Genomic DNA, 17,666 nt, shown 5'->3' with positions numbered 1-17,666 from the left:
GCTTCGCTTGGTCGGGCCAGAGGAGCTGATCCAGGCACTCCAGTCGCTCCCCCACGTCACCGCCCGCCCGCAACACCAGACAATCTATCTGGCGGCCCGCGCCTTACGGAGATTTCCCGCCATCGTTAGTAGACGCTATCAGGATGTGTCGATGCCTTCAGATCGGCCAGGCCGCGGTTTGCATCCTTGCTGCCGGTCGCTGCGGCGGCCGTGAAGATCCGCTCCGCGTCTCCGTACATCTTCATGCTCAAGTAGGCGTATCCGCGAAGTACCATCAGGTCGATCGGTTCCTGCTGGAGCTGCGCGCGCTGATCAAGGTATATCAAGGCCTCTCGATAACGCTTGGCGTCGAAGGCGGCCAAGGCCCTGTCGGCCAAGATCGCGACTTGCAGTTCGGCCGCGCGCTGTTGTGTCTGCGGCGCCCTTGTGGCTGCAACGGCGGCATTGTTGGATAGGCCGGCGCGCAGGTAGGCGAGGCTCTGGCCATAGGCTGCATCTTCGCGCGTCTTGCGGTTTGGGCTGGCCAGCGCTGCCTCGAACGCCTTTACCGCCTCCATCGGACGATTGAGGTCCATCAGGCACCAGCCGCGTGATAATGCCGTTTCCGGATCGAGCAATTGGGCATTGATCGTGGTCATGCACCCGCGCACCTGCCTTGCACTGCGGCGAACCGTCACCGTTTGCATCGCAGTCTGGCGCGAGGCCTCGACACGGGCCGGTGGGCTTACGCTCTCAATGCGCTCCGTCGGTGCCCTAACGATTTCAGGGGGCGAGGCGCCTTGCGGCACCGCCTGCCCAGGAGCGGGCAGGGGAGGTTGTGTGGCTTGCCGGTTGGCGGTCTCCCCTAACTGCGCGATGCGCTCGGACTTGCCCGCCCATAGCCGTTGGATCTCGGCCACGCCCGCGCGGTCGTGCAACTGCTCGCGCGTGATGGCCAATCCGTAGGCGGACGGTTCGTCATCCGGTTTCCAGCGCAACGCCGTCTCGAACCAGCGAGCCGCCGTCTGCGGTTGGTTCAAAGTGCGGGCGAACCAGCCGAATTGCTGCGCCGTCGGCACATATTTTTGCGCAATGACCTCGGCGGCGATACGCGAAAGCACCTCTTCACTAAGGTTCGCCGGTGGCTGCAGGGCCATCAGGTTTGCCGTCGCTGCAAGATAGGTCGCGGTCGCGTCCTTGGAGGTCCCGCGCCACTTGTACATGACGTCCTCCGCCTCCTGAGGCTTCTTCCCGGCGATCAACACCAGCGCCAGCCCCTGGGAAGCAATTGCCGTGTCTTCCTTGTTATGCGCTGCCCGGAACCATTTTTCAGCATCCGCATAGTTTCCCCGGCGAAGCTGGTACCAGCCGAGAAGAAGGGCGTCGGATGCCAGCCCCTCGGTTTCGGCAAGTCGTTGAACAATCGAAAGGTAAGCCGGCGCGACAGCAAGATCGGGGTCGTCGTTGCCAGCTGCGACAAAGCGACTGGCAAGGTCATTGCGGATGCTGTCGAACTCGCGACCGCCGTTGCCGTCGGGACGTTCGAGCGCCAGGAGGTCCTGCATCGTTGCGTAAGACAGCAAAGCGGACGCTTTTTGAATGGTCGCCAGACGCTCCTGCGGATTCGTGCAATTCTTCAAGATATAGACATAGGCATCCCGGGCGCGAGGCGCGCGATCCGTCCTCGCGAAGGCTTCGGCAACGCGCCAGAGCACATCGATGTCGCTGCATGTCAAAAGGCTCGGCGTGTTGGCGCCGATCTGGACGACAGTTGAGTATTGTTTCAGGTCGGACGCATTGACGAGGCGTGCACGGGCTTCCGCGACATCCAATCGGTCAAGCAAGTCGGGTGGCGGCTGCCATCCCGGTTGGGAGGCCTGCCGATCGGCAATGGCCTTGCGAAGCTCCGCGTAGCGTCCCTCCGAATACAATTGCCACATCTGTTCCAGTTGCCTGTCGCCGCTTGGCGGAACAGCCAGAGGGTCGGCGGGCGGCACCCAGTTCGGGTAAAGCGCCTGGAGGCGCGCGATCTCAGCCTGCAGTCGCGCCTTGTCGCCACGGCTGGCGAAATAGCGCAACGCACTCTCATCGACTTTCGGCTGAGCCGGCTTGGCTGGCTGAGAAGCAGGAGGCGGCGCTTGCGGTGCCTGTGCGACCGTTAGGGGTTCTTCGACCGCGTCACCGGCGGTCTCGTTCTCCTGAGGCAGCGGCGGGAGCGTCGTTGCGGCTTGCAGCCGATCGGCAATCGCCTGCACGTCGATCTGAGGCTTGGGGCTGATCTCTGGCCCGGTGACACGACCCATCAGCATGAACTGTGGCGCGGGTGATTGACCCGGTCCGCCGAAGCCGAGCATCTCCTGAAGTGCCACACGATCCTTCAGGGCGGTCACCAGACCGGCCACCGCCACCGCGACAACAATTGCAACGGATGAGGATCTCACAGACACTCCGGATGCTTCTCCCCGACAAATGCCAACCCAAGAAGATGAAGGGTCGATGGATAGTAGAGCGATGGCTCAAACTGCTGCGACGACTCAGGCAGCTTCGTTCCGTCTGTCACACAGGCCACGACATCGTTAACAATTCGATAACCCGGGTCCGACAGCAGCGTCTTTGGCTTACCGGACGCAAGGCTGATCGTCGCCAAAGTGCCGTCCTCCGCGGTCATTCCCTGGCGCAATCTTGTCAGCAGAGCCTTGTCCGAAATTCCCGCGCGAACGAGGTAGAGCGGTATGCGCAGGCTGTTGTATCCGAATTCGGCATCGAAGCCCTTGGCGGGCTCCGGCATGCGATTGAGGCTCACCCAATCGCTGGGCAGCTTTCGTGGCCCGAATTTCATCGACTGCAACAGTGACAGGCCGTCATCCGACAGTTTCTGCCAGGCGTTGGACGGCGCCAGGAGCGCCATGATCGGGATCGCCTCGTAGACCCAATAGGAGGGATTGATGATAGGGCCGTCCTTGCGATCGGGAGAATCAAAACCGCTGGCACCAGGCAGCAGCAGCGTGCGTCCGCCTGAACTGACCACGACATGCGAAAGAAGCGCCTGAGCCATCTTCGCGGCTGACTCGATATAGTCACTTCTGTTCCAGGCAGACCCGGCAAGGGCCAGCGCATAGGCAATCAAGAGATCGCCGTCCGAGGCGTTGTTGATATCGGTGACATGCGGCGTAACGGCGGGATCCCATTTCCAGGCCGCCAGGCCATCGTCGCGCAGCAACAGTTCAGTGCGCGTGAAGTACCATATCTGCTCGAAGTCTGCGGGGTTGTTGGCAAGGTAGGCAAGCAGCAGGCCATACCCTTGGCCCTCGCTGTGGCTGATATTGCCGTTTGCATCATCGACGATGCGGCCGCTGGCATCCAAGAACTTCGCCTTATAGGCGCCCCATGCCTGCGGGTTGATCCCCGGACCTTGCGCCTGCGCGGACTGGCAGGCGGCGGCAACCGCAAAGCTTGCGGCGCAGATCAGTTTCAACAGTCTCTTCATTCGCGCCTGCCCAGCCTGGAAAGCATGGCTGCCGTGACAGTGCCGATCAGAAGCGAAAGGACGACCAGAAGGAAGGCGTAGGACAAGATGTTCGTAGACAACCAGTTCGCAGCAATCAGGCGATAATTTGAGATTGACCAAGGCTGAGAGGCAACGAAATCGAAGCGACCGACCGGGATGCTTTCGACCTTGCCGGTCTTGCTGGAATAGGTGGTGATATGACCCGCGACCTGCGGCCAGTTGACCTGTGCGGTAACTGCCTCGGCGCCCTCGCGCAGGTCCTTGGCGGAAGGAGCCGTGACGATGGTCCAGGACGATCCCCCGGCGGCGCTTTTGCCCTGAGCGATCAAGAAGCTGTGCTCGTTCGAGGGCGTGAAGGCTTCTTCCGACCCGGGCACGAACTGCAGCGAACTCAGCGAAATGTCGAAGTTGCGGCGAAGCCACTCCTGAAATGACGTGATCTGCCCGCGCCATACTCCGCCGCCAACCCTCGAGCGCCAATCGTCAAAGGTCACGGTGCGCTCGGTCTGGTTTGATTGCGCCGCGGCGGGTGGGCGCCAAGAGGCCTGACTGCTCGTCGCTATGTTTAGTTGCGTCAGCACCGCCGGCGGAATCTGCGAGATCGATCCAATGAAAATGGCGTCTCGCTCGCCGATGGCGCCCGGAGTCGCAGCCGGCTCAACGTCGATCGGGCGGCCGGCAACCATCGCCATTTGTCCGAGCAGCGTAGCAGCCGCTGACAGCGTATCGCTATCGATCCGGTCGATGAAGAGGGGCGTTGGCTGCGTCGCACGATTATAGGGATAGCCGGTTCCAGATAGGCCGGCCAGATTCGGCCGCTGCCCGATCCGGGCAAAGTCGGGAATGTGAAGCTCACTGGTGTCGAAGAGCGCAAAGCGCGGTGCTGCGCCAGCCGTCGTGCCGGGCACGCAGACCTCGTCCTCCTTCGTCATCAGGATGGCTTCGAGCGACAGCGTGTTCAGGCCCGGCCTGAAATGCCGCATCGTCACGCGAATGGGCAAATGCCGGAATATGCCTCCACCCGTTGACGAAATAGGCACTGTTGAAGCGATATTGCCGTTCACATAGATGTCGATATGGCTGCCGGGCAGGACATTCTGCGTAAAGGCCGCGTCGAGCAGTACAGTGGCTTCGCCATAGGCGTTCGCGTAGAAATCGGACGGCACGGCGATATTGAAACTGGTACGGAAGCGTCGTCCCGAAAACTCCGCCGTCGCCACGCCCAGCTGCGCAAACGTCAGGTTCGCGGCCGACAGAATGAGTGGCGCATCCGGGGCGCTCCAACGCTCGGTTACCAGCGTGTCGCGAACGGCCGTCGCTGGGCGATCCGTTGTCGAAACGATCGTGTCGATAGCGGACGAGATTGCTGGCCAGGAGGGGCCGCTGATCAAAAGAACGGGTGCCCCAGACTTCGGATCCGTCACGAACGAGGCCAGCGGCGCCGCTTGCGCGGCCGGCGGCGTCGTAATCACTGATTGAAGCTCGGCCGGCGTTCCAACGACGACAGTCATACGACCCGCACCCGCTTGCGGCAACGTGTCAGGCGTGAATGAGAAGGTTTGGTTCGGCATGCCGCTTAGGACCGCGAGGCCCTGGGCAAGGCGTAAGAGAGGCTTTGTCGTGCCCGGCTGCTCGAGCGCCGGCACGACGAAATTGAACTGCGTCTTGCCGGTTTCATCGACGCCGATCGCGCGAATGGCGTCTGTACTGGAAAACCTAGCCGCCTCTTGCCCACTAAAGCTCAGATAGGTCTTTGCCGGGTCAATGTCCGTCCAAAGTTCATAGGTCGATTGAACCGTGCAGTCGGTGCGGTGGCGTTGGGTGGCTTCGAATGTCAGAAGATTCGCGCCCGGCTGCAGCAGTCCCGCGGGCACGTCGAAGGAGACGTTCGATGGCGCGTCTGATGAGGCGATCGGCTGTTGGCCGACGATCCGGCTGTTCAGAAGAACCGTTAGTTGCGACGCCTCCGGGGCAACGACGACAGCATTTTGATAGGAGAAGTTGAACTTTGCTGGCGCGGCAGCCTGCTCTGGCGTGATGTAGATTGACCACGACTTGCGATCATACTCGCCATCGAGACCAAACTTCGCGAAAGGGATGACATACCTCAGGACTGAGCTTTGACTAGCTCGCTGGATTGCCGGTTGCGCAGGGCGTTGCGCCTGCGCCGGGGCAACTGGTGGGGCAGGCTGCGGTCGAGCAACGTCGGCTGGCGCCTGCGGTTGCGATGGTGGCGTTGCCGTGGCTGACGGTGAAGCGGGGGGCATGGAGAAAGGGGCGGTGGGCGCGGCAGGCGTCGCGGGGGCCACCGGTGTCGCTGCCGGCGCTGGCGTGGCCGGCAATGTCAGTCTCGGCACCATCGGCGTACTGCCCTGCTCACGCTCACCCGACATGTCGAAAGGCGCCGTTTGCGCATAGGCAACCGCGCAAGCGGCGAGGAAAAACGCAAAGATCGATGTGATCTTCTTCATGAGTTGCCTGCCTTCGCGACCTGATTCTGCCGCTCGCGTTCGGGCCGCATGCTGCGGAAAAGGTACACGAGACCGCGGCTTGTCTGGTAGAGCGATAGACCGAGAAACCAGATCGTCCCGCGAATAAGACCTGGGTTGTGGCGACGCGCCTGCTGGAACTGCGTCCACTGATCGGAATTCGCAAACATCAGGTCGGCGATCAGGCGGTGATCGAGGGCGCTCTTCGGATTATATTGGCAGCCAACGGCCAAAATCTCGCCGGAAGGCTGGATATTGCGGACGATGAGCGGCAGCGTTTCGATGCTTGCGCCGCTGTGAGGCTGGAAGCGTATCTCGCCCTCGGCGCCGATCACCATCGGATCCAGCTGCTTGTTGAACACATGCAGCCGTGCGCCGTGTACTGAGACATCCTCGACGGATGCCGTGTGCCACTTACCGTTGACCCCGAATTCGCAGCGACGGTTCACGCGCACGCGCCGAGACGCGGCCCGCTCGCCACGTTCGGAAACGACGCCTAGGGCGCAGCCGGCCATGATCAGGTTGATGATGTTCCAGCCGCCGACAACCAAGGTCACGTCGGCCTTATAGGGCTCGGCATAGATACGATAGATGGTCACCAGCAAAGCAATCAGCAGTACGGCAAAGATGACGAAGAACGGCCGGCTGATTTCCGAAAGACGGCTGAGCGCGATCGACTCGTCCTTCGCCGTAACCTTGAACGTTGGCTTTCGCGGATTGAGCATGACCGAGACCACTGCCGGGAGCAGGTGAACCGTCTGAACATACTCGTAGAGTTCCGATATCCACGGCCAGCGAAAAGATCCGTAGAGGTAGTTCTGCATCATCAGGTTCACGAGCATGTATGCCAGCGTATAGGCAAGGAACTCGCCGCCTGATGCGGTGAAGATCTCCAGATCGAAGAAGAGGTAGAAAAGCGGCGCGAACAGAAAGATCGTGCGGGGAAACGGGAAGAGCCAGAAGAGCGTCGACGACATGTAGCAAAGCCGTTGCGGCAGTGTCAGACCGCGCTTCAGCAAGGGGAAGCGGAAGCGCAGAATTTGCATCATTCCCTGTGCCCATCGGCTGCGCTGGCCGATGAAGCTTGCAAAGGTCGCTGGCTGCAGCCCAGCGATCAGGGGCTTGTCCACGTAGATGCTGTTCCATCCGTTGCCGTGAAGCGCAAGGGCAGTTTCGCAGTCCTCGGTGATGCTGATGCCGCTGAAGCCACCCTGGGATTCCAGCGCCCTTCGGCTGAGGACGGCGGCCGAGCCGCAGAAGAATGCTGCGTTCCATTTGTCGAGACCGCGCTGGATGATGCCGTAAAACATCTCGTTCTCGCTCGGCATTCTCTCGAAGGTTCGAAGATTTCGTTCCAGGGGATCCGGGTTGATGAAGAAATGCGGTGTCTGGACAAGGAACAGCTTCGGATCGTCGTCGAAGTAGCCGACGGTTTCGAGCAGGAAGTCGCGGGCCGGTGCGTGGTCGGCATCGAATACGGCGATCAGCTCGCCGCGCGAATGCTTCATTCCGTTGTTGAGGTTGCCAGCCTTGGCATGCTCGTTTCGGTCGCGCGTGAGGTAGCGTACGTCGAGATCCTCGCAGAGTTTCTTGAGCTCGTTGTGGCGCGCCACTGCTGCCTGGGCTTCGAGAAGCTTGTTGGAATTGCGCTTCTGCAACGTGCCGCCATCGTCCAGGAGCCAGACATGCAGCCTCTCAGCGGGATAATCCATGGCCTTTGCGGCGGCCAGCGTGTTGGCCAGGAGGTGCGAGTCCTCATTGTAGGAGGGAACGAACACGTCGACATGGGGAAAGCGTTCTTCCCTGCTCGCGCGCGAAGGGCGCGAAGGTAGGGGCGTAGCGACAATGAACAGGCTGAGCGCCAGCATCGCCACGCTGTACATTTCCGCGAGATAGAGCAGCAGGCCGGGGATGAAGTTTTCTGGCTGATTGATCGGCGGCAGCGTGCTGGTCGTGCGCCAGTAGACATAGCGAAGAACAATGGAGGTGCCGAAGGCAAGCGCAATCAGCCTCCAGGTGCCTTCAGCCTTCAGCCCCTTGATGATCGCCATTACAGCGACAACGACAATGCTCGCAATCAGCTGGGTCTGAAGGTTCACTGGCAGTGTGATCAGCGCGATCACACACAGAGAAACGATGGCCCACGTAACGATGCTTCGGGCTTTATGCATCAACATCCCTTTGACAATGCAGACCGGGTGCTTGGGAACACTTACAGCCTTCTCACGTCTATCTTCGGCACGCGGCCGTCATGGCCGAATCCCCTATGCAATCTGGCGACGGCACCGCCAGGCCGCTCGCCGTCGCGGTTTTCGGTTGCGGCTGTTGGTTCGAAGGCACGGCTGACATGCCTGGTTGCGGCAAATCGCTCGTCGTGTCCGGCAGCGGGACGCGAGGACCTGTCGGCTGCGGTAACTGCGCAGGCGCCTCCTCAGCTTTCGGCTGAACGCTGCGTACGCGAACGACACGGGATTGGATTTCCGGGCGGGCAGGTTCATAGCCAAAGGCCATCGGCATGCTCCTGTAGCCGCCCTCGTCCGGATAAATCGCATTGCCGGGGCGCCCGAGCGTCGGATCAATGCCCTGCACAGATCCAAATGGATTCCAGATTTCTCCGTCCAGCATCCCGACGATCGTGTAGCCGTACATTATTCCGAGCAACTGTCTTTCGGTTGCCCGCGCGTCGCAGAGGCGCAACCGTACCTGGATCATTCCGAAGTTGCGCGCTTGCGTATGAGCGGATCTGCTCGAACGGATCTGCTGCCAGCCATAAAGACAGGTATCGCCTGAACCACTCTGGCCAGAGGCATAGCCGAACGGTCCATAGCTGTTTTGCAGATAGGTCGTGGATCGCGTCATTTGCACGCCGGGAACCGCGGCAAATGCCTCGCGGATTATCCCGTTTTCGCTGATCATTTGATACGAGGCGTTTCCGGTACCGGGATTGGAGCCTGATGCCCCGAGGAATTGCACCTTGAGAAAATTCTGCCCGGATACGGAAGACGACGTGTAGAGCGAAATCATCTGCTCGGTGCCGTTGCCGCGCTTGTGCTCTACGACGCTGACGATCGAGGGGCCACCGGGCGGAGGCAAGGCCAGCGCCTGCTCTGCAGGTACCGTCTCGGGAATATTTGGGAGCCTGACGTTTCCCGACGACTGGCATCCGACCACGAGCCCGCAAAGCAATGCCAAGCATGACGCCTTCAGCAAACTGAACGTTTCGGGTCGCCGCAATCGTCTTTCCTCACATCCATGCGCATGGTTTCGCGGTGGACTTCCGAATCAACGACCCTTGAGGCCGCCACCCATGGTAAACGACGTTTATGGTTAACCCCAAGTTAATGCGTGGGGTCAGGATAGCTGTGGTGGAGAAACGGTTCGCGCAGCCATTTCAGCGCTTCATTTTCCGATTTCGTCATGATGCCCAAGGCGCTTGGGCTTACGACTGACTTCAATGTGAGTGCCTCGCCGATCTTCGCAGACCGCCGTCGACTTCGCAGGTCACGACCGATCTCAAGCAAGAAGGGACGGGCTCGGCGCCGACCTTCAGCCTCAGCCACTTCGCTTCGAATGACGACTACTAGCGTGTCCATGAAGATCGCGTAAGATTCCAAATTGTCCGTCGATATTGCGTAAGCCTGATTCAGTACGCGCTCCTCTAGCGGCGGCGTCACGCTGTTCGGAGCTTAACGTCTGTAATTGCTGCAGCATGAAAAGCCGACCGTCAGCTACAAGAATCACCGTTTTCCGAAGCAGATCATCGCCCATGCACTGCGGGCATTGGGTTACTCCAAACATCGCGCTACGGTCGCGAAATCCATGGTAAAGCTGTATGACAGGTCTTGAATGGCTTTGAACTTTGAGCCCCAAAAGGGGTGACCGACACCGGGCTCACGGTCCGAACGGCCGCCCGGCTGAAGCCCGGACCGCGTCCCAGTCGTCGTCAGGAGCGGGAACGCCACGGTTCACCGCTACGTTCAGGGCCGGGTTGGGAAAATGTGACGTAGCCTCTTTACACCTTCTGTTGGTTGCTGAAACTCGTTCCTTTCAGCAATAAGATGTCGCAAAGGAAAAGCACCCTAGGCTATCGCGTGCCGACGATTACCGTTGCAGTTGAGCGAAGGTGAACCTTGCCATCGCTGGCGAATTGCAGCGCTAGCTCCAGGACCTCGCGACGGATCTTCTCCCGTGTTGCCGTATCGGCCCTGGATAGTCCAGCGACGACCGGTGCAGCGATCTCAGTCATGAAGTCCCAGTAGCGCTCCGGGGTATCGTGGACCATCATCGTCGAAACCTCTTCCTCGGCGACGTCGACAAGGCCCGCCTCTCTAAAGGTCTCGACCATCATGCCTTCCGGCGCGCAGCGGAACAAACCCGGAGAGCCGGGTGGCGGCGAGGGCATGTCCACGTGGCGGGCGATGCTGCCCATGATCGTGGTCGCCCATGGATTTTTGGCAGGGGTGCTCCATACTGCGGCGCAGACTCGCGCACCGGGCTTTGCAACGCGTGCCATCTCCTTTGCGGCAGTAGCGATATCCGGGAAGAACATAAACCCAAACCGGCATAGGACTGCGTCGAAACTGGCATCGGCAAAAGGCAACGCTCCCGCATCGCACAGCCGAGTTTCGAAGTTTTTGAGGCCACGTTTGGCTGCGTTTTCGGCGGCTGCGGCCAGCATATTTTCCGAGAGATCGGTTACGGTCACATGACCGTCGGGGATTGCCGCCGCCGCCGTCAGGCCGGGTTCGCCGGTGCCAGCGGCTACGTCAAGCACGCTAAAGCTGTTCGAGAGATTTGCGCTCCGAAGCATGGTGTCACCAAACGGTGCGAGCCAACCCAGAACCAAGCTGTCCCATTTTTTCCAGCCGGCCGAAAACTTGTCCCAGGTCTCTCGTTGCTGGTCACGGATATCGTCGAGATTCGCTGACATGCACGCCTCCTCCCTGATGCGTCCAACCGGCAAAGGCACTATGGGCCACTGATATCGGGATTCAAAGGAAATATGAGGCATCGAGGTCGGCAAGCTTTTCTAAAACGTCTCTAGAAACATTGTGGAGTATGTCGAGGAATGCGGCTGCAAGTGAATTCTGGCGACTCACGATCACGACAGCGGGTGTTATAGCGATTGAGCGCATCAATTTAGAAATTTAGAGGATGACGTCATCTATCGCTTTGCGACGGCAGGGTTAGCAATCAATCATCAGGGGACAATGATCGTTGTCATTTTCGCAGATCAGTAAGGTCGGTTCTCGCCCCGATCTTGGTCGTTGCGGTTGGCTGCCGCCATCCAAACGGTCGCCCCGCGGAGCTGGATCACGCTTCGCTGCTTAACGCTTGCTCGTGGGCCAATGTGGGGCCATTCTCAGGGGTGATCCTGGCGGTACGCCGAAGCGAGAGGTCAGGCCTGTAACGCTTGATCTTAGCCTCGGCAGCGCCCAACGCGGGCTCGACTTCAAAAGCACTTGTCGTGGTGCCTTTTCTCGACGGATCGCCGCGGTGAGGAGGTTTTCCATGTCTGCGTGCCATGTCGAACATTTGTTGCAACCGGGAGACCAAGCCCCGAATTTTGTGCTGGATGCGATTTCGCGCCAAGGGAAGATCGCACTTGATGACTTTCGCGGCCGCAGCCCGTTATTGATCGGTCTGTTTCGGGGCCTGCACTGTCCTTTCTGCCGCCGCCATGTCGCGGCGATGGCACAGCTCAACCCGGCCCTGCGCGAGAAAGGCATCGAATCCCTGGCGGTTGTAAGCACCCCGGTCGAACGCGCACGGCTCTATTTCCGTTACCAGCCGATACCCAATCTTCTTGCCGCATCCGACCCGGAACGGGCTTTGCATCGCGCCTTCGGCTTGCCCGTCCTTAAGTTCACCCACAATGAGACCGACTGGCCATACAAGGTTGGAATGGACGTGGTCATGGCAATGCGGGTTGATCGACCGGGGGAGTTGCCCGAACCGATGCCCCCGCCCACAGCAGGTGACGTTCTCAACAAGAAGGACGGGTACGAAATTACAGAAGCCGATCGGCAAGTAAGCCTGGCCGGACATATGCAGCTTGTCGGTCACTTCTTGCTCGATCGAGAAGGTGTGGTGCGCTGGAGCTTCACGGAGGTCGAAGACGAGGGGCGAAATGTGTGTCAGGCGCTCAATCCCGAAGAATTGCTGTCGGCAGCTTCCCAAATCGCCGATTAACAACGAAGAACGAGAGTTGATGCTACCTAAGTCGTTCGTTGCTCTGCGCTACAAGCGGCCATAAGCCGCCTTATTGTGTAGCGCCTCGGAGCCCGAAAACTAAATGTTGTTCTCAACCTGAATGGTGGATAGCCACAGCAAGAAGCGGGTCAACCCAGCGATGCCGTTGCGCTTCCCAGCCGGAATAAGTGGGGGCCGGAAAGACGGGATCAGCAAATGCCCCCACGGCGACAGCAATGTGGCCGGGAATTGCGTCTGTTTCCCAATACTGCCCCCCTACTTATGATCAGCCGGAACCGAGAAATATCCACGGTCAAAGGAGCCATTGAGACCGCAGTAAGGAGATGTCACGTCCGCTGAACTGGCAGCGGGTATCCACTCCACTTTCGAGGCTGCTGTAGAACGGCTTCAGCTGTACTCGGACGCTGTCGAGGTCGAGATGGCGGTCAATCCCGCGCAGCAGATGGTCTGTAGGAACGTGATCATCGAGGCAGAAATCGTAGAATAGCTGCGCCGGAGCCGCCTGACATCCCATCATTCGCCTGCTGCCCCGCAAATCACTCAGAGGATTGAATCTCGTGTCTCAAGCACCGGCAATGCCGAGTGTTTTCAACACAATCCGCCACTAGCGGTCGTCGGGAAGGCGTTGGGTTCCGCGATCAGCTTTCCTATGTTGCCAGCTTCATCGGCGGATGCTTCCATGTCCCGTCAAGCGCTGCTTCCTTTGGCCAATAAAGCCGCATGAAAGCAATGAAGGGACCATTCGGGGCAGGCAGCCAATTCGGTTCCTTGTCCTTGCCCGGCGACTCGTTCTGGATATAAAGAGTCACGCCTCCATCCGCGTCTTTTTCCAACTGCGGCAGCATTGGTGAATTGATTAAGTAGCGGTTGATGGGATTGGCGACGAGCAGGCTCTTTGGCAACTCATACATAGTCAGTGACCAGAACGCGTTGACAGGCGGCAGTTGCCCCGGCGCGAAGTGGATGGTGTAGCGGTTGGAACCCTCCAACTTGTGTCCATCAGCGTCGACCGCATAGACTGGATACATCGCCTCCTGTTTCGAATTGCCCCCTATGCCGAGCACTGCACCAGCCATTCGGTAGAGGTAATTGTTTTTTAGATACTTCCGCGTACCGAAGAGGTCGCCCGAGGTGACTTCCCCAGTATCGATTTTCTGCTTCTCGAGCTTCTCGAGTTCAGTCCAGGCGTCCGCCATTCCCTGCTCGATAGCAGCTTTCATGTCGGGCGAGAGCTTGCTCGCATCGAACGTCTTCCCAGCGCCAACCCCGATCTTGGCAAAGCGCTTCATCAGTTTGGTTTCCGAAGGATCGGTCGGACAGTATTGCAAGATGAAGTTGAGGATGTTGAAAAACTCGGGCGACGTCTTCTCCTCGTCTGGCGAAAGCGGCTTGACGAAATCAACGGCGGGCGCGGATTTTGGCGCGGGCTTGCCGAGGAATTTTGACAGCGGCTCCGCCTTGTATCCGGCCTGGACTTTCTTGACGTTATCGAGATCGTCTGGATTGAAAAGTTGTGTGCGGTAGGCCGCCCATACAAAGTCGGTCTCGGAGCGGATAACCTTCTTCACGCCCTTGGGCGTCTTGCCTTTCCAGGCTGGCCCGGCGACGATGAAGCTGCCACCATCGTTGCCGGTCGCCCGGCTACCGATATAAGCGAAGTTGAAGGTGTAGGCGTCAATAAGCTGGACGCTGAAATAGCGATCCTTTTCAATCGGTGGAACGGTGAGCACCATGGGTTCCGTGCGCAGGTCCAAGCCCAGCCACGAGTAGGGCGTGTCCGAGTTTGGCGTTTGGATCGCCGTGTCCGCCGGGGTGTAGACCCGTGGAGTGTTGATGATCTCATTCCACGGTCCCTTATACTCGGGATTCTTAGTGTCGACGAAATACGCGTATTGAATGCGGTAGCTGTCCACCATTGGGAAGCCGTAGACGTAAGCCTCCTTCGCGATGGCGCGCGCATCTGCAGGAGTGACTTCCGCGGCCCTGGCTATCACGGGGGCAAACGCCGCAAACCCCGCAGCAAGAACCAAACCTTTGGTGAACTCGCGTTTTGTTATGTCCATGGCTCTTCTCCCCAGTACAATCGTGACGGCGGATTCTGCGCCTGAATTCTGGAAGCGCAAATAGTACCTTGGCGCATATTAGAAGTCGAACCAGCGTTCGATTTGTCGTTGTAAACTTCGAGGGTGAATGTCGGCCGTCAACCCAGACGGTGAGTAGCCGCGCGAGCGGCTTAGTCCTCGGGCCGCTAGCGGACATCCCATCGGCCACGTGGTGCCAGGACCGGTCATTCAGGCGCAGTTACATCGGCCGCCAGAACGAAATTCGGGCTCGGATGCCTTCAAACTCGAACAAGAGGTTTCCAACCTTGCGGAAGCCGTGGGCTTCATAGAAGGCTAGGGCATCGTGGTTGGTACAAGGGTCCGTGTTGCCGACGGCATTTCTCTCATGATCGATCATCCCGTTCGATTGCCGTCACCAGAGAGGTTGTCGGCCGCAGTCAACGCGGTTCGCACCGCATTTATAGCGGGCCGGCGTGGCACTAACACAGCAAAAATCGCAACACTCGCACTCGCGGGAAACTTCGCATGCGCTTTTGAATGAAGATCGGGGCGAAGCGGTTGCCAGAATGGCGGGACTGTGCGAATAGTGGATAAACGCATCGCTTTTATCAGAAGGGATTGTCATGCAGCCGGATACTATCGATGGCAAGGCCGTCAAAAACCTCGCAATCGCTCACGCCCTCAACGGCGCCGTCGTTTTAGGCCAGCCGGGCGGTTTTGCCGTTCTTGTAAAATATGGGGCAAATGAAAGAGCGGTTGCCGCTCAAAGGTCCCGCCGCATGCGCATCTGGCGGAATCTGAACACGGCTGCCGCTTATGTTCGCGACGAGCTCGGGCTTGCGCGGTTCGAAATCGACATGACCGAACATGATCCGGCCGCTGTAGAGCGGAAGCGGCCCGACACCGCGGAACGCCAGCGCCAGTTGCATGAGGCCGGCGAACACGACGCATGGTTCCGAAGCCAGGTGCAAAAGGCGATGGATGGCATTGAGGATGGCTCGAACCGTGCAATTTCCGAGGATGAATGGGCAGAAAAGTCGCGGCTGAGGCGGGCGGACCTACAGCGCCGCATCGGTGCGCAGGATCATTGAATAGATGCGGATCATCAGGCGTAATTCCTATGCCATTGATCTCGACAGGATCGTTGATCGCATTGCTTTGGATAATCCTTCGGCAGCTCTCGATATGTGGGATGAAATTGAGCGCCAGGTCGAACGGTTACGTGATTTTCCTGGCTCCGGCCGCACCGGACGAATGTCGGAAACAAGGGAAGTGGTGGTGTCCGGAATGCCCTATATCGTCGCCTATCTGGTTTCCGACGACGTCGAGTTAATTCGTGTCCTGCATGGCGCGCAGCAATGGCCGCCCGAGAACTAGATCCCGGCTTTGCGCATCAGTTCGTCCAGGGCTTCCCCATAGGAAAAGCCAGTCTCGTTGCAATATGCTTGAAGCGGTTGATGACGTCGATCGGCGCCCGAACAAACGTCGTAGCCGACACGCCATATATTGGATCCACCTGACGATGGAGTATTTCGCAGACGATTTCGAATTCTGCGACGCCATCTACGGCGCGACTACCTGCTATCGTCTCAAGCGTCCGCTGAGCCGAGAAAAGTGCATGGTAGACCTGAAAGAGATGTCCTTCGGAAAGAAAATGGACCTCCTAGCGCGCTCGGGAAAGAATGCCGGTTGGGGTTCGCCAACAGTAGCTCCATTCATGCGTTCAATATACGCTGTCACACCCATTTCAGTCCGGCTCCCAGCCTTGGGATCGGCTCGATATGCGGCTTCGGTCGCGAGCGGTCGTTTCCCACGGACTGAAGAGCCTTCCAGGCGCAATGTTCAGAGCGTCCGTCGGGTCTCAGTCACCGCTCGGGACGCGGGTTTATTGCTGGCACCCAACTACTGCGCTGCCCGAAGCGGGCCGAGCGTCACGTCGGTTGTGTAGTTCTCGCGCATGAAGTTGATGAAGTTATCCTGGAACTGGCGGGTATGGGCGTGGGCCAGCTCGTCGGCCAAATCAACGTTTCTGTCCCGGATCGCTTCCAGCATCTGATTGTGTTCGTCGGTTAGAAGATAACCCTCGTGCGTCCTCTCCAGGTATTCGAAATGCAGATGAAGCATACGCTGGGTTTGAGACGACATAGCTGTTCTCCTTCTTCAGGTAGAACTGTTGCCGAAGCGGTGAGTTCCCGTGCGACTGGATCGCTCCTCCAAAAGCTGAACTTGAATCAAGTCCGGTGCGCGTTAGATTGGACCCACGGCATTTCCAACACTGACCACGGAGGTACTGGCAGCTGTTGCAGAGTGCATCGAGGAAGGCCGGCGCGACCCCGTTCCGGCCTTTTTCTTTTCAGCGACCGTCATGCGAATAAGCCGCATAATGTGGCGTTAGACCAAGCACGGCACGGTCCGATTAAGAGAGTCTGTTCGCTCTTGCCATTATGGGGAACGCCACCACACAATTCCCTATATTCACACTGGACGACGACGAGATTGAAGTCCTCATGTCCGTCATCGACGCATGGTGCCAAACAAATCAAATAGACCCGGAAAGCGAGTGCACTCGGGCGGCAATCGCGACGGCTTTTGACCTGATGGAGGCCGGTTTCCGGACGCGTGAGAGCCTGTCGATCGCGCTCGCCATGCGCTAGCCCCGTCGGTCGGAACGAAATGCGGCGGGCCGCGTTGTGCGAATAGACGGTAGGTTCTGACATCCCTGCCGTTCCCTTTCAACGTTACTCTTCCTCGCCCCGCTAATGCCCATGCGGGGCTCTTTTTGTGGCAGAGTCGTATCACGTGGATTGCGGGCGGACGCTGAGACGCTCGGCGCGACTGGCTGGCCGTCTGATCCAGAACGGCATCAGGCAGAGACAAATCCATAACACGAATAGCCATGCTGCCACGCAAAGCATGATGCCGATCGCGGTGAACCGCACCGCTACCCGGCGCCAAATTGCGGCAAAGGCTGTCGCCACCATTCTCATTAAAACTCTGGCTGATGAGGCTAGGAAGCCAATTGGTGGGCGACGCTATACGGTTTCCCGCGGGAACCAAAGGCCTATACGGATAGTTTCCACCACGCTTTGAAATTGAAGCCCCTCAGAGCCAACGATCGACCCCGCAGCCACGACTGCAGGGTTTCCCTGTGTTGCCAACCCGCACTTTTGCGAGTGGACGTTCGTCGGGCGGACTGCTCCTGACAAGGAGAGACAGTTATGAACCGCACTGAACCCGCATTCCTCGCTTTCCGGTATTCTGATGGTACTTGGACGGCCATGATTGTCAGCGAGGACGGAATCTCTGAAGTTCAGGAGATGACGGCTGCCAAGCTGATCGAGATTATCGAGGCTCTGGAGACCATGAACGAAGCGCAAGAGAAGGACTGGTGGGATGTCCTCCACTAAAGGCGAG

At 59.0% G+C, this 17,666-nt stretch carries 11 protein-coding genes and 2 pseudogenes; 4 read left to right on the top strand and 9 right to left on the bottom strand.

Features of this window, described 5'->3' with window-relative positions; translation table 11 throughout:
• Positions 1-125: 125 nt before the first annotated feature.
• The 6 genes from PMI09_RS02850 to PMI09_RS02820 all read right to left on the bottom strand — a co-directional run bounded on the left by PMI09_RS02850 (position 126) and on the right by PMI09_RS02820 (position 10,906).
• On the bottom strand, positions 126-2,420 hold the full coding sequence (locus PMI09_RS02850; RefSeq protein ID WP_007788670.1) for a hypothetical protein: 2,295 nt from the start codon (positions 2,418-2,420) through the stop codon (positions 126-128).
• Complete coding sequence (locus PMI09_RS02845; RefSeq protein WP_007788667.1) at positions 2,417-3,466, bottom strand: glycosyl hydrolase family 8; 1,050 nt, start codon at positions 3,464-3,466, stop codon at positions 2,417-2,419. The genes PMI09_RS02850 and PMI09_RS02845 overlap by 4 nt, the downstream gene beginning before the upstream one ends.
• A complete protein-coding gene (locus PMI09_RS02840; protein ID WP_007788665.1) occupies positions 3,463-5,958 on the bottom strand; it encodes a cellulose biosynthesis cyclic di-GMP-binding regulatory protein BcsB in 2,496 nt (831 codons plus the stop codon). Before PMI09_RS02840 ends, PMI09_RS02845 begins: the two co-directional genes overlap by 4 nt.
• A complete protein-coding gene (bcsA, locus tag PMI09_RS02835) occupies positions 5,955-8,147 on the bottom strand; it encodes a UDP-forming cellulose synthase catalytic subunit (protein WP_007788663.1) in 2,193 nt (730 codons plus the stop codon). Before bcsA ends, PMI09_RS02840 begins: the two co-directional genes overlap by 4 nt.
• Positions 8,148-8,205: 58 nt before the next feature.
• The gene (gene bcsN, locus PMI09_RS02830) at positions 8,206-9,168 is read right to left on the bottom strand and encodes a cellulose biosynthesis protein BcsN (RefSeq protein ID WP_244423709.1); all 963 of its coding nucleotides are present in this window, start codon (positions 9,166-9,168) and stop codon (positions 8,206-8,208) included.
• Positions 9,169-10,060: 892 nt separating this feature from the next.
• A complete protein-coding gene (locus tag PMI09_RS02820; protein ID WP_007788658.1) occupies positions 10,061-10,906 on the bottom strand; it encodes a class I SAM-dependent methyltransferase in 846 nt (281 codons plus the stop codon).
• Between the two features lie 581 nt (positions 10,907-11,487).
• Here PMI09_RS02820 and PMI09_RS02815 point away from each other — a divergent pair.
• The gene (locus PMI09_RS02815; RefSeq protein ID WP_007788657.1) at positions 11,488-12,168 is read left to right on the top strand and encodes a peroxiredoxin-like family protein; all 681 of its coding nucleotides are present in this window, start codon (positions 11,488-11,490) and stop codon (positions 12,166-12,168) included.
• Positions 12,169-12,559: 391 nt separating this feature from the next.
• On the opposite strand, the pseudogene PMI09_RS31975 reads toward PMI09_RS02815, so the two are convergent.
• Positions 12,560-12,706: pseudogene (locus tag PMI09_RS31975) on the bottom strand (IS5/IS1182 family transposase); the annotation flags it as partial.
• Between the two features lie 130 nt (positions 12,707-12,836).
• On the bottom strand, positions 12,837-14,252 hold the full coding sequence (locus PMI09_RS02805) for a DUF1254 domain-containing protein (protein WP_007788655.1): 1,416 nt from the start codon (positions 14,250-14,252) through the stop codon (positions 12,837-12,839).
• Positions 14,253-14,875: 623 nt separating this feature from the next.
• On the opposite strand from PMI09_RS02805, the gene PMI09_RS02800 reads away from it, so the two are divergent.
• Both PMI09_RS02800 and PMI09_RS02795 read left to right on the top strand, forming a co-directional pair.
• Positions 14,876-15,343 carry a hypothetical protein gene (locus PMI09_RS02800; protein WP_007788654.1) on the top strand — a complete coding sequence of 156 codons (468 nt, stop codon included), beginning with the start codon at positions 14,876-14,878 and terminating at the stop codon, positions 15,341-15,343.
• 4 nt (positions 15,344-15,347) lie between these two features.
• Positions 15,348-15,629, top strand: a complete 282-nt coding sequence (locus PMI09_RS02795; RefSeq protein WP_007788653.1) for a type II toxin-antitoxin system RelE/ParE family toxin — start codon at positions 15,348-15,350, stop codon at positions 15,627-15,629.
• Positions 15,630-16,154: 525 nt separating this feature from the next.
• Here PMI09_RS02795 and PMI09_RS31970 read toward each other — a convergent pair.
• A pseudogene (locus tag PMI09_RS31970) lies at positions 16,155-16,391 on the bottom strand (GntR family transcriptional regulator); the annotation flags it as partial.
• 1,079 nt (positions 16,392-17,470) lie between these two features.
• On the opposite strand from PMI09_RS31970, the gene PMI09_RS02780 reads away from it, so the two are divergent.
• The gene (locus PMI09_RS02780; RefSeq protein ID WP_007788643.1) at positions 17,471-17,659 is read left to right on the top strand and encodes a hypothetical protein; all 189 of its coding nucleotides are present in this window, start codon (positions 17,471-17,473) and stop codon (positions 17,657-17,659) included.
• The last annotated feature ends 7 nt before the right edge of the window (positions 17,660-17,666 follow it).

Source organism: Rhizobium sp. CF122, from assembly GCF_000282035.1.
In the GTDB taxonomy this organism is placed as follows: domain Bacteria; phylum Pseudomonadota; class Alphaproteobacteria; order Rhizobiales; family Rhizobiaceae; genus Rhizobium.
The sequence above is the reverse complement of the archived record's forward strand: the minus strand, read 5'-3'. Positions and strand labels throughout refer to the sequence as shown.

Excerpts from the sequence above, each read along its gene's own strand:
- PMI09_RS02845 (WP_007788667.1), bottom strand. The coding sequence starts at position 3,466 with ATGAAGAGACTGTTGAAACTGATCTGCGCCGCAAGCTTTGCGGTTGCC.
- PMI09_RS02840 (WP_007788665.1), bottom strand. The coding sequence starts at position 5,958 with ATGAAGAAGATCACATCGATCTTTGCGTTTTTCCTCGCCGCTTGCGCG.
- bcsA (WP_007788663.1), bottom strand. The coding sequence starts at position 8,147 with ATGCATAAAGCCCGAAGCATCGTTACGTGGGCCATCGTTTCTCTGTGT.
- PMI09_RS02820 (WP_007788658.1), bottom strand. The coding sequence starts at position 10,906 with ATGTCAGCGAATCTCGACGATATCCGTGACCAGCAACGAGAGACCTGG.
- PMI09_RS02815 (WP_007788657.1), top strand. The coding sequence starts at position 11,488 with ATGTCTGCGTGCCATGTCGAACATTTGTTGCAACCGGGAGACCAAGCC.
- PMI09_RS02805 (WP_007788655.1), bottom strand. The coding sequence starts at position 14,252 with ATGGACATAACAAAACGCGAGTTCACCAAAGGTTTGGTTCTTGCTGCG.
- PMI09_RS02800 (WP_007788654.1), top strand. The coding sequence starts at position 14,876 with ATGCAGCCGGATACTATCGATGGCAAGGCCGTCAAAAACCTCGCAATC.
- PMI09_RS02795 (WP_007788653.1), top strand. The coding sequence starts at position 15,348 with ATGCGGATCATCAGGCGTAATTCCTATGCCATTGATCTCGACAGGATC.
- PMI09_RS02780 (WP_007788643.1), top strand. The coding sequence starts at position 17,471 with ATGAACCGCACTGAACCCGCATTCCTCGCTTTCCGGTATTCTGATGGT.